Source organism: Legionella pelazae, assembly GCF_052527395.1.
Genome location: NZ_JBNVZS010000002.1, coordinates 443,108 through 455,621 on the forward strand (window position 1 = coordinate 443,108; position 12,514 = coordinate 455,621).

The following is a 12,514-nucleotide window of genomic DNA, read 5'->3' on the forward strand; positions in this document are numbered from 1 at the left end:
TGTAATCTTAGGATTACGAACTCCATTTCATTTAATGAAGCCTTAAATTAAATATAGTCAGAGATTTAACTGTTAGTAAAATAAATGTAAAAAAATTAGAGGGATTATTGGCTGAATCGTTAAGCTTTTATTTTTCATAAGTTGTGGTAGATATATTAATATTTTTAATAAAAGGCTGCCAACAGTAAACGTAGAATTAATTCCATTGAAGAGAGCATAATTATCCTAATTATTAAATAGATAAAGGATATAACTACACTTAATAGCTTAGATAATTTATAAGTTTAATTAAAGGTTCGACTATAGAAGTTTGAAAATCAATAAATTTTTGTACCTTGTTCAGTTAATTTTAACTACAATATAATTTTATATTTTAAATAATAGCAAATTATGTTTAAACCTTTAGCCCTTTACATTGGCTTACGCTACACTCGAGCAAAAAAGAAAAACCATTTTGTTTCCTTTATTTCTTTAAGTTCAATGCTTGGTATTGGTATTGGGGTTATGGTCTTAATCACTGTACTTTCGGTTATGAATGGTTTTGATGAACAAATCCATAATCGTTTTTTTGGTATGGCGCCAGAAATTACTATAACCAGTCCCAATAATAAGATAAGTAATTGGCAAGCATTAGAAACTCAATTAGCTAATTTTCCCCGTGTGAAAGCAATTGCGCCTTTTATAGGTGTACAAGGCTTAGTAACCCACGACGGACAGGTTCTTCCAATTGTACTAACTGGGGTGTTACCGGACAAAGAACAGCAAGTTTCTCATATTAAAGATAAGTTATTGGCGGGGGATCTCGCTAATTTACAGCACTTTGGGATTATTATTGGTCGAGGCCTTGCTGATAATTTAGGTTTAATGATAGGCGATAAAGTCTCTATCATGATTCCGCAAGCAACGGTGACACCAGCAGGAATGATACCTCGATTTAAGCGTTTTACGGTAGTAGGTGTCTTTTCAGCGGGGAGTGGTTTTAATTTCGATACCTCTCTCGGATTTGTAAATATAGGTGATGCCCAAAAATTAATGCAAATGGGAAATGACGTTACCGGGTTAAAAATGAAAATTGCTAATGTTTATGATGCACCTGAAATGACCAAGCAGCTCAGTGATAAATTAGGTGAAGAATATCAGGTGGCTAACTGGACTAATCAGTTTGGCGCTTTTTTTGAAGCAGTAAAAATGGAAAAAACAATGATGTTTCTTATTTTGCTGTTAATCATCGCCGTAGCTGCCTTTAATCTCGTGTCTTCTTTAGTGATGGTTGTTAACGATAAGCAGTCAGAGATTGCGATTTTGCGTACTATCGGCGCCACCCCTAGCACTATTCTTTGGATTTTTATTGTACAGGGGATGGTTGTTGGCGCAGTTGGAACGTTAATTGGGTTAATAGGGGGGCTAATTATAGCTAGTAATGCAACAGCGATAGTCAATGGGTTGCAATCACTTTTCCATATGCAAATCCTCTCTTCAAGTATTTATTTTGTAGATTATTTACCATCAAAAATTATGATTAAAGATCTAGTTCAAGTATGTTTATTGGCATTATTAATGAGTTTTATTGCCACTATTTATCCAGCATGGCGCGCCTCAAAAACAGTGATCGCGGAGGCATTACATTATGAATAAAGCCATTTTAAATTGTGTTAATCTAAGCAAATCTTATCATGATGGTGTAAATACCGTTGAAGTTTTAAAGGAGGTTAACTTAACCATTAATCAAGGTGATAGATTAGCTATTATCGGTCCGTCAGGATCAGGAAAAAGTACACTGTTGCATTTGCTTGGCGGGCTTGATAATCCAACCAGTGGTGAGGTTTTAGTTCAGGATTCGGCTTGGCAGAACTTAAGTGAAAAGGAGCGATGTAAATTACGTAATAAGCAGCTGGGTTTTATTTATCAGTTTCATCATTTATTACCAGAATTTAGTGCAGTTGAAAATGTGGCCATGTCATTGCTCTTAGGAAATGCGGCCATTGCTAGTGCCCGTGAGCAAGCTATTGCAATTCTAAATGAAGTAGGACTTAGCCACCGCCTTCATCATAAACCAGCTCAATTATCAGGGGGTGAGCGCCAACGTGTTGCCATTGCACGTGCTTTGGTGCATAAGCCCTTCTGCGTGCTTGCCGATGAACCTACAGGTAATTTAGATCAAACAACAGCGCATAAAGTATTTGAATTAATGTTGAATTTAAATAAAAATTTAAATACCGCTTTAGTCATTGTAACGCACGATCAACAATTAGCTTCTAAAATGGATAAGATACTTACTATTAAAGAAGGTATTTTAACCTAATTTTCTACTAACTTATCAGCCCTTATCACCGAAGGGCTGTATTTGACGCATCTTGCACGAAAATAATAGTTCAAAGCCTGTCCCCATGTAGATGGGGATGCTCACATAGATAGCTATGCTGCGCTTTTTCACCCTTCCTTCGTGCAACCTGCACTCAAATCCAGCCTTTCACCAAGATAGTGACATTCTCCCCTGACTTATTACATTTCCTATAGAAATATTAAGAAAGTATAAAGGTTGAATAAATGATTTCCCATTTCGCGGGAAATCATTTATTGAGGATATTAAATAGTAATTGAATCATTATTTGATTTAATAATCGGCATGACCTGGTGTTCGCGGAAATGGAATGGCGTCACGAACATTAGCAATGCCCGTTACGTAAGTAATTAAGCGCTCAAAACCTAGACCAAAACCTGCATGAGGAACTGAGCCGTAACGCCGCAAATCTCTATACCACTGATAATGATCTTTATCCAAATGACATTCATCCATACGTTTATCTAATATGGCAAGACGTTCTTCACGTTGACTGCCACCTATAATTTCTCCAATACCTGGAGCTAATACATCCATAGCGGCCACGGTACGTTCATCATCATTTAGACGCATATAAAAGCCTTTAATGTCTTTAGGATAATCAGTAATGATGACAGGCTTTTTACATAAGTCTTCGGCGAGATAGCGCTCATGCTCTGATTGCAAATCAAGCCCCCAACGTACAGCGTATTCAAAAGGCTTTTTCGCCTTTTCTAATTGGGCAATGGCATCAGTGTAAGTCATTACTTCAAATTCCGATTCAATAATATTTTCTAAGCGTTCAATACAGCCTGGCGCTACAAATTGATTGAAAAAAGCCATGTCATCCTGACGTTCTTCTAAGACTGTTTTACTTAAAAAGCGCAGCATATCTTGACTTAAGGCGCAAATCGTTTGTAAGTCAGCAAAAGCAACTTCAGGCTCAATCATCCAAAATTCTGCCAGGTGACGACTTGTATTTGAATTTTCAGCACGAAAAGTTGGGCCGAAAGTATACACTTTAGACATAGCAAGACAATAAGCTTCAACGTTTAATTGACCTGAAACTGTTAAAAAAGTTTCACGACCAAAAAAATCTTTAGAAAAATCAATTTCACCATTTTCTTTTTTAGGTAGATTAACTAAGTCTAATGTACTGACACGAAATAATTCACCTGCACCTTCACAGTCGCTTGCTGTTATGATGGGCGTATGAATCCAAAAAAACCCTCGCTCATGAAAGAAGCGATGAATGGCTTGCGCAAGTGTATGTCTTATGCGCGTTACAGCACTAATTGTATTCGTTCTTGGACGTAAATGGGCTACTTCTCGTAGAAATTCTAGAGTATGCCTCTTCGCTTGAATAGGATATCGTTCTGGATCATCGACCCAGCCAATGACTTCAAGTGACTCTACTTGAATTTCAAAAGCTTGGACTTTGCCATGCGAAGCAACTAGTTTTCCAGTCGCTTTGAGTGAGCAGCCAGTCGTTATTCTTAAAACATCTTCTTGATAGTTTGATAACTGTGCAGGAACAACCAATTGAATGGGTGAAAAACACGAACCATCATGTAAGTTAATAAAAGATAACCCAGCCTTTGAATCACGTCTTGTTTTTACCCAACCTTGAACTGTTACTGTTTCATCAATGCTTATTTCACCTTCCAAACATTGTTTTACTGTATAGACATCTGTCATTATATACTCCGAAATCAAATAGAGAGTATAGCGCCTATCACTTAGCTTTATACTGCGTTGCAGGCTCGTTCGTCTTCGGTCATGTACTGTTTGTACACTCCCTTGCCTCTCCTCGCTTGCGCTTTGTCTAAAGCTAAGTGATAGGCGCTATAGTAGAATTACTGTGAGTTTATTTAAAACAGCACAAAGGCTCTCAACGACAAAGAACTTTTACCTACCTTGTTATTTTAAGCTATAAAAAAGTGGTTTTGTCATGAAGAAGAAATAATACACTAAATAAAATCAAGAGGGGAACCTATGCGAGTGCAAGTTACATTGATTTTCGTAATATTTTTTATATCTCTAAGTTATGCAGAGACCGAGATAAAATTGTATAGGCCTTTTGGAGATGTCACGGCGCAAGAGCCTTTAGTCGTAAAAGAAACTTATCCAGGCGAATGCGGGCAGCAATCACAACGAATAAAACGTGAAGATGCCTGGCGATGTCATGTACAAAATAAGATATACGATCCTTGCTTTGTCAAACAATTCGGCACTCATAAACAAGCCATTTGCCCAAAGTCACCTTGGAATGGAGCAAGTGTATTACTTAATTTACCGGAAGCGGTTAATAATAATCAGCATATGACATTGGATGTTTCTAAAGCATATCCTTGGGCAATCGAATTAAACACGGGTGAAAAGTGTGAAGCTGTAGAGAAGGAAGAGATTTATGATAATATGCCAATACGCTACCGTTGTAATAATCAGACAGAACTTTTAGGTCATCTACAACGCTGTAAATTGACTTGGACAATATTACAACGTGATAAAAATAACCAAATTACGACAGCAGTAGTTACAAAAGCTTGGTTTTAGAGCCTGATGGTCTAACAATTTTCATAGTGAGGGTTAAAAATTAATTCAGTGCAGATTAACGTTTGTGGGTTAAAATAGCTCAATGCAGGATGGCATTGTTGCGTGGATAATGGTGTATAATGAATGTCTTTCCCGCGCAGGCGGGAATCCATCTAAAAAATTGACCTCAGTGCTAATTGATGAATGGATCCCCGCCTGCGCGGGGATGACAGGATTTGCGGGGGATGATATGGGATTTGAGGATGACATAGGATCATTTTAGTTATGATTAATTCTCAAATTTATCCACGCAATAATGACATGCAGGATTAACGTAGGCGAAGATTAAATGGCTTTTGATTTTCATCTGTGGGGTTAAAATAGCTCAACAGAGGGCATTGTTGTGGATAATGAATGTCTTTCCCGCGTAGGCGGGAATCCATCTAAAAATTAACCTCAGTGCTAATTGATGAATGGATCCCCGCCTGCGCGGGGATGACAGGATTTGCGAGGATGACAGGATTTGTGGGGATGGCATAAGATCATGTTGATTATAATTAGTTCTCACACTTATCCACGCAACAATGTCGCGGGGATGATATGGGATTTGAGGATGACATAGGATCATTTTAGTTATGATTAACTCTCAAATTTATCCACGCAACAATGACATGCAGGATTAACGTAGGCGAGGATTAAATGGCTTTTTGATTTTCGTCTAGTAAAGGACAATTGTAATTAAAGTTAACTTACTAAATTATCTCACTAAAAGGAGCTATTTTGGACCATCTAATTGCAAATACTCATCCAGAGTGGCATAAGATTTTAAAAAAAGCCCTAGCTTGTATGGATCAAAATTATTTAGAACAAATACAAAAGCAAACTGACTGGCTGCCTGGGTTAGATAAGTTGTTTGCTGCATTTAAGTGGCCTTTATCTAATGTTCGTTATATTTTATTAGGTGAGTCACCTTACCCCCGTGTCCAGTCAGCAAATGGGTATGCTTTTTGGGATAATGCGGTTAAATCGCTTTGGAGTGCTAAAGGATTAAGCAGAGAGGTTAATCGAGCAACGTCTTTGCGTAACTTTGTCAAAATGTTACTTCTTGCTCGCGGCGACTTAAAAGAGGATGATTTATCACAAAGTGCTATTGCAAAACTTGATAAATCGCTTTACTGTCAAACTGCAGAGCAATTATTCCTAAATATGCTCCATAAAGGCTTTTTATTATTAAATGCCACTTTAGTCTTAAGCCAGCCGGTTCGTCTACATGCAAAGCAATGGCGTCCTTTTATGGCAAGTGTATTAAAGCAATTAGCTGCTTATAATCCTTCGATCCAATTAATTTTATTTGGTTACTTTGCAGCACAAGTACCAGAAACAGCTCTCTTTAAAGGCCTTACCTCAGAACATCCCTATAATATAAGTTTTATTACCAATCCTGATGTACTGGATTTTTTTCAACCTTTAGATTTATTAAGTTGCCATGAATAATCAAAATCAGTCTTCAATAAATGAACTCGAAGTAGCTAAATTTGCAAAGCTCTCTACTCAGTGGTGGGATATAGAGGGTGATTTAAAGACTTTGCATGATATTAACCCGACTCGCTTAGCTTTTATTAAAAGCTATACAAAGCTTGCCGAGCAAACCATCTTAGACCTTGGTTGTGGCGGAGGCATTTTAAGTGAGGCACTGGCGCGAGAAGGTGCATTAGTTACTGGCATTGACGCTGAGCATCAAGCGATTGAAGCTGCGAAAGAGCATGCAAATCTTAATCATTTAAATATTAATTATGTGTGTATGCCTATTGAAGATTATGAAGCAACGCCTTTTGATATTATTACTTGTATGGAAATGCTTGAACACGTTTCCGATCCACACTGGGTCATTAAGCAATGTGCCCGTTTATTAAAACCAGGTGGACTTTTATTTCTATCGACTATTAATCGAACATTCAAAGCCTATGCTGCAGCAATTATAGCAGCAGAATATCTTTTAGGCTTATTACCTAAGCAAACCCATGACTATGATAAATTCATCAAGCCAGCTGAATTAGCGGCTATGCTTAGAACCGAAGGATTTGAAGTCATAACTCTAAAAGGTATGACTTATAATCCTCTAAGCCGTATGGCAAGCTTACAAAAGTCAGTAAGTATTAATTATTTAATGTATTGCAGAAAAGTTTAATCGATATTGGAACAACTATTTTTTATAAGCCTAGGATTTTATTCTTTTACTTTAGCCTGCGCATTATTCTTTTCTGCATAGCGCTGTTGATAACGTTGATGAGCATACTTAGCCTGTTCACTTGTTACTATATCAACTTCATTACCATATAAGTCAACTCGGGCGCTGTTTGCTTTTTGACAGCTTAAATAAGCAGGTGATGAACTATAGTAACTTAATGCTTCCCTCAATGCTTTTTTACTAAAAGGAGGTGAGTCTAGCCTGTCATAAAATTCAACAATTTCGTCAAAAATACCAATTTGTAGCGGTTTAACTTGTTGGCCTTTTTTAAAAAAGGCATTTGGAAAATGTTCAATAAGCCAGTTGATAATCAGTTGTTTATCTTTTTTTACGCCTTCATGTTGATTCATAACGTTACTCTAAAAATAGTTAATTGTGCCATTAGCTTTAAGAAGAAATATCAGATTTGTAATGCTAATTAATGTTAATCAGTATACAAGTTTATGTTAAATTATAAACTACCATAATTAAAATGTTTCGCAAATTTGTAATTATTTCTAAAAAGACTAATCTGTAAATAAAATTAGCTGGTATAACAGCCCTTTTTCTATCTGATCTGTGGTAAATGGAATTAGTAAAACTCTTGATTTGACCCAAGAAATATCTCAATAGATTGTAAGATAGTTAATATAATTTGGCTAAGATTATTTTTAATTTTTTTTTAACTTGCTGATTTATAATAAATTTATTATAAAAATAGTTTTTAAACTCATCATTTGTTTAAAATTTTGAGCTTGCTGTATAGTGATCTAGCTGCTAAGTTTAAATCAAGACTTCATAAGGAATTGAAGCCTACAGATGGATCTGGAATCATATGGATAATGATACTCAGGGATAGAGAACAGAACAGGATGTTCTGGTTGGAAGACTGCGAAAAAGCCAGGGGAAAGCCCTGGCTTTACTTTTTAAACTAATACAAAGCCTGAATGAGATAAATAATATTTATCTGGATAATAAGCAAAAACAACAGAACCATCTTTAATGGTGTTTATAACAGGTTTTGCTAATGTTTTTGCTATTGATGGGCAACCCCAACTTCGACCTGCTTGACCTGCCTTTTTAATAAATGCTGGTTCTACATACCAAGCGCCATGAATAACTACACGGCGATTATAGGCATTATCATTAATTCCCTTTTCTAGGCCTTGGAGATTTAAAGATAAACCTTTAGAACCTATATAAGTATCTCGAGTAACGTAGGTTCCTAAGCTTGTTTCTTTACTAGACATCCGATTAGAAAAGTGATGGGGAATCGTCGAGCCTGAATTTTTACCATGTGCTACATAAGTATTGTATAAAAGTTTTGCCTGCTTTAAATCAAAAACCCACATTCTTTGTTTAGAAGAAGGTAAGGAATAATCAATCACTGTCAATACAGGTTTTTTAACATTAGCACGGAAAGAGGCTTTTTGGTAGGCTGCTAGGGCTAATCTTAAGACTTTTTTGTTAAGTTCGGGCGCTTTTTGACTTAGTTGTTGAACTTGTTGGTTAATATCTGTAATCTTTTTAACTACTACTGCGGTTTTGGCGATTGGCTTGCTTATTTCTGAAGGCGTTGTTGAAGCTAGAGGTGTTGTAGAGGGTAAATTTGCTGTTGAAACGCTTGAAGAGAAAAAAGCGGCAGACAGTAGACTTAATATCGTATTCATAATTCCTCGTTTCTTTCTGATAAACCCAAAATCATGAGATGTAGCTCCTTAGTTATTTGTGGTTAAAAATGACTCATTGAGGCATGTTAGCATTGTTAATTGAATCACTTTTAACTTGGCTAACTTATAAAGACAAACATCTGCAACTGCAGGGTTAAAAAATTAAAACCAGAACCAAAAAATGTGGTAAATGTTACCACAAGGAGTGGTGATTATATTGGCAAGTGAATCAAATGTAAATTGATAAGGTATTTGATTAATCATTTATATAATTTTTTAGTCAATTCAAAAACTTAACTTACAGTGATTTTTTTGCATGAGTTATTATATAACAAATTGATTTAAATTGGAACAAAAATTGCATAATATTTTTAAACAATTAGTGTTTTATTATATCTATTAGCTTGAAAATAGTTCTAAATTTTTTCATTTTTATCTAGAAAATAGACCAAACTATAAATAAGCTATGGTATTTTTTGATAAATCTGATTTCATTTAAATATTTTCTGAATTATCATCCCACCCTATATTTTGGCCAATTTATTGGAGAAAGCTATGCTGGAAAGGTCCAATAGACATCTTCCTCAAGGTAGTCGCGCTTGCATTAATAAAGCTTATCGAGCTCGAGAGCAAACCTTAGTTCGTGAGCTAATCGATAAAGCAATTTTATCCCCAGAGACAGTAAAAGCAATTCAAAATTCTGCCATAAATTTAGTAGAGAAAGTTAGAGCTGAACGGAAAAAAAGTACAGGTATTGATTCTTTTCTTACTGAATATGCTTTGTCAAGCGATGAAGGTATTGCGCTTATGTGTCTTGCTGAAGCATTACTACGTGTACCTGATAATGCAACTATTGATAGCTTAATTAAAGATAAGTTAGCCACTGCTGATTGGAAATCACATCGGGGGCAGAGCGACTCATTTTTCGTAAATGCCACCACTTGGGCGTTGATGCTAACGGGTAAAGTATTAACGCCTGAGCGAGCTGATTCTCTTTTAAGTAAAGCACTGCTGACCTTGCTTAATCGAAGTGGTGAAGGTGTCGTACGTAAAGCCGTTGAAAAAGCAATGCGTATTATGAGTAAGCAATTTGTTATGGGAAGAACAATTTCTGAGGCTCTTGCCCGCGCTAAAAAAAGAGAAGCAGTAGGCTATCGTTATTCTTATGATATGTTGGGTGAAGCAGCTCTTACTCAGATTGACGCAGCGCGCTACTTTACCGCTTACAGTCATGCGATTGAGGTGATTGGTAGTCGAGTTGATAAAAATACTACTATTTATCAGCGTCCAGGCATTTCAATTAAATTATCAGCCCTTCATCCGCGTTATCATGAAGCACAACGTGATAGAGTATTAGAAGCGTTATCACCTAAGCTTTTAGCGCTGGCTCAGGCTGCTTGTAAATATGATATTGCCTTGACCATTGATGCTGAAGAATCTGAAAGACTGGATTTATCACTTGATGTCATAGAAAGTGTATTTAGTAACCCGAGCCTAGATGGTTGGCAGGGTTTTGGTATCGCTGTCCAGTCCTATCAGAAACGCGCTTTTTTCTTATTGGATTGGATCGCAGAGTTAGCTAGAAAGAATTATCGACGTATAATGGTAAGGCTAATGAAAGGTGCATATTGGGATAGTGAAATTAAAAAAACTCAAATGCAGGGCCTTACTGATTATCCGGTATTTACACGAAAAATTTTTACCGATGTTTCTTTTCAAGCTTGTGCTAGAAAGATTTTAACCATGACAGATGCTATTTATCCCCAATTTGCAACGCATAATGCTTACTCAGTGGCAATGATTTTAAGTATTGCGGGGGATTATCATGATTTTGAATTTCAGTGTTTGCATGGTATGGGAAGAGAGCTTTACGAGCAAATTGTGCCTGCAGGTATACCGTGTCGTATTTATGCACCTGTAGGAAGCCATGAAGATTTGTTGCCTTACCTTGTACGCCGCCTGTTAGAAAATGGCGCCAATTCTTCTTTTGTAAATCGAATTGTCGATGAAAAAGCACCCATAGATTCATTAGTTGAAGATCCAATCGCGAAAGCCAGCATGTTGGTTAATAAACCTAATTCCAATATCCTTCTGCCTATCGATTTATTTATGCCAGAGCGCCAAAATTCAGTAGGATTTGACTTTAGCGATAGGGAAGCTGTAGGTCAGTTAAAGTTGTTGTATGAGCAAATGGATTTTAATCATTGGGAGGCTGGACCCTTATTAGCTAATAGAATAGACAGGCAAGTTGAACGTAGCGTCACTTCCCCTCAGAATCAAAATAAACCCATAGGCCGAATTTCAGAAGCGACCTTAGAAGATGTTCAAGCTGCTTTAAGCAGTGCAGAAAAAGCGTTTATAGATTGGAGTAGAAAATCTGTTCATGAGCGTGCTGCTATTTTGTTACGCATTGCTGATTTATTTGAAGAAAATAAGCCATTACTCATGGCAATGCTTTGTAAAGAGGCAGGTAAAACTTGGCCCGATAGTTTAGCTGAGGTTCGGGAGGCCATTGATTTTTGTAGATATTATGCAGCAGAGGCTATTAAATTAATGGCCACGCCTAAACGGCTGTCAGGCTATACAGGTGAGTTAAATGAGCTTTCTTTGCACGGTCGAGGGACCGCTTTATGTATAAGCCCGTGGAATTTTCCATTAGCAATTTTTACAGGACAAATTGTTGCAGCACTTGTGACAGGAAATACTGTGATTGCTAAACCTGCTGAGCAAACGCCTCTAATTGCTGCTACAGCCGTTAAGTTTATGTATCAAGCAGGTATTCAAAATGATGTTTTGCAACTATTGCCTGGACCTGGAGATGTAATAGGTTCTGCTTTAGTCAATGATTTACGTATTAAGGCAATTTTGTTTACAGGCTCAAATCAAACAGCAGATATTATTAATCAAACTTTAGCTTCTCGTGGGGGCGAAATTATTCCGTTTATTGCAGAAACGGGCGGGCAAAATGCCATGATTGTTGATTCATCTGCCTTATTAGAACAAGTTGTAATTGATACAATTAACTCTGCGTTTGGCAGTGCCGGTCAACGTTGTTCGGCTTTACGAGTTTTGTATGTACAAGATGAAATTTATTCTCGTTTAGTTAATTTATTAAAAGGAGCAATGGCAGAGCTTAAAATAGGCGATCCACAATGGCTTGCTACCGATATTGGGCCTGTTATTGATCAAGAAGCACTTTTAGCTTTAAAAGAGCATGTTCACAGCATGGAGCAACAGTATGAAATTATTTATCAATGTCCTCTATCAGAAGAGTGCGCTGATGGCTATTTTATGCCGCCAACTGCTATCGCTATTGATTCAATTAGAGCATTAAAAAAAGAAGTATTTGGGCCTATTTTACATGTTGTTCGTTATAAGCGAAAAGATTTAGATAAAGTCATTCAAGATATTAATAGTACAGGTTATGGTTTAACTTTAGGAATTCATAGTCGTATAAACCAACAAGTTGAATATATTCGCAACCGTGTTCGTGCCGGTAACTGTTATGTTAACCGTAATATGATAGGTGCGGTGGTTGGCTTACAACCCTTTGGTGGCGAAGGATTATCAGGCACAGGACCCAAAGCAGGCGGTCCTTATTATTTATTACCCCTGTGTCATGAGCGTACTTACACCGTCGATACAACTGCTGCTGGTGGCAATGCGAGTTTGATGTCTTTGCCTGAGAGCTAAATAGTTTAAATAAGGTAAATAGTTAATCTGCACAATTAAAAGCGACAACTATTTGAGCGTTCAGGTCTA

9 protein-coding genes are annotated in these 12,514 nt (G+C 36.9%); 6 read left to right on the top strand and 3 right to left on the bottom strand.

All coding sequences use genetic code 11. The features are described 5' to 3' along the window. Positions 1 to 390: 390 nt before the first annotated feature. Complete coding sequence (locus ACQUW5_RS04390) at positions 391 to 1,635, top strand: lipoprotein-releasing ABC transporter permease subunit (protein WP_444989992.1); 1,245 nt, start codon at positions 391 to 393, stop codon at positions 1,633 to 1,635. Next, entirely contained in the window at positions 1,628 to 2,302 is a 675-nt protein-coding gene (lolD, locus tag ACQUW5_RS04395; RefSeq protein WP_444989993.1) for a lipoprotein-releasing ABC transporter ATP-binding protein LolD, read from the top strand. Before ACQUW5_RS04390 ends, lolD begins: the two co-directional genes overlap by 8 nt. A 312-nt stretch (positions 2,303 to 2,614) precedes the next feature. On the opposite strand, the gene asnS is transcribed toward lolD, so the two are convergent. Then, entirely contained in the window at positions 2,615 to 4,018 is a 1,404-nt protein-coding gene (gene asnS / locus ACQUW5_RS04400; RefSeq protein ID WP_444989994.1) for an asparagine--tRNA ligase, read from the bottom strand. Between the two features lie 297 nt (positions 4,019 to 4,315). Here asnS and ACQUW5_RS04405 point away from each other — a divergent pair, with 297 nt between their 5' ends. The 3 genes from ACQUW5_RS04405 (at position 4,316) to ubiG (ending at position 7,043) form a co-directional block, all read left to right on the top strand. Then, the gene (locus tag ACQUW5_RS04405) at positions 4,316 to 4,876 is read left to right on the top strand and encodes a hypothetical protein (RefSeq protein WP_444989995.1); all 561 of its coding nucleotides are present in this window, start codon (positions 4,316 to 4,318) and stop codon (positions 4,874 to 4,876) included. Between the two features lie 756 nt (positions 4,877 to 5,632). After that, positions 5,633 to 6,349, top strand: a complete 717-nt coding sequence (locus ACQUW5_RS04410; RefSeq protein WP_444990029.1) for a uracil-DNA glycosylase family protein — start codon at positions 5,633 to 5,635, stop codon at positions 6,347 to 6,349. Continuing rightward, positions 6,342 to 7,043 (top strand): bifunctional 2-polyprenyl-6-hydroxyphenol methylase/3-demethylubiquinol 3-O-methyltransferase UbiG, encoded by a 702-nt coding sequence (gene ubiG, locus ACQUW5_RS04415; protein WP_444989996.1) that lies wholly within the window; start codon positions 6,342 to 6,344, stop codon positions 7,041 to 7,043. The genes ACQUW5_RS04410 and ubiG overlap by 8 nt, the downstream gene beginning before the upstream one ends. A gap of 38 nt (positions 7,044 to 7,081) precedes the next feature. Here ubiG and ACQUW5_RS04420 read toward each other — a convergent pair whose 3' ends face one another. Together ACQUW5_RS04420 and ACQUW5_RS04425 are read right to left on the bottom strand one after the other, a co-directional pair. Continuing rightward, positions 7,082 to 7,453, bottom strand: coding sequence for a ProQ/FinO family protein (locus ACQUW5_RS04420; protein WP_444989997.1), 372 nt, complete (start codon positions 7,451 to 7,453; stop codon positions 7,082 to 7,084). Between the two features lie 555 nt (positions 7,454 to 8,008). Beyond that, positions 8,009 to 8,752: a murein L,D-transpeptidase catalytic domain family protein gene (locus ACQUW5_RS04425; protein ID WP_444989998.1), complete on the bottom strand. Its 744-nt coding sequence runs from the start codon at positions 8,750 to 8,752 to the stop codon at positions 8,009 to 8,011. A gap of 555 nt (positions 8,753 to 9,307) precedes the next feature. On the opposite strand from ACQUW5_RS04425, the gene putA reads away from it, so the two are divergent. Beyond that, positions 9,308 to 12,445: a bifunctional proline dehydrogenase/L-glutamate gamma-semialdehyde dehydrogenase PutA gene (gene putA, locus ACQUW5_RS04430; protein ID WP_444989999.1), complete on the top strand. Its 3,138-nt coding sequence runs from the start codon at positions 9,308 to 9,310 to the stop codon at positions 12,443 to 12,445. The last annotated feature ends 69 nt before the right edge of the window (positions 12,446 to 12,514 follow it).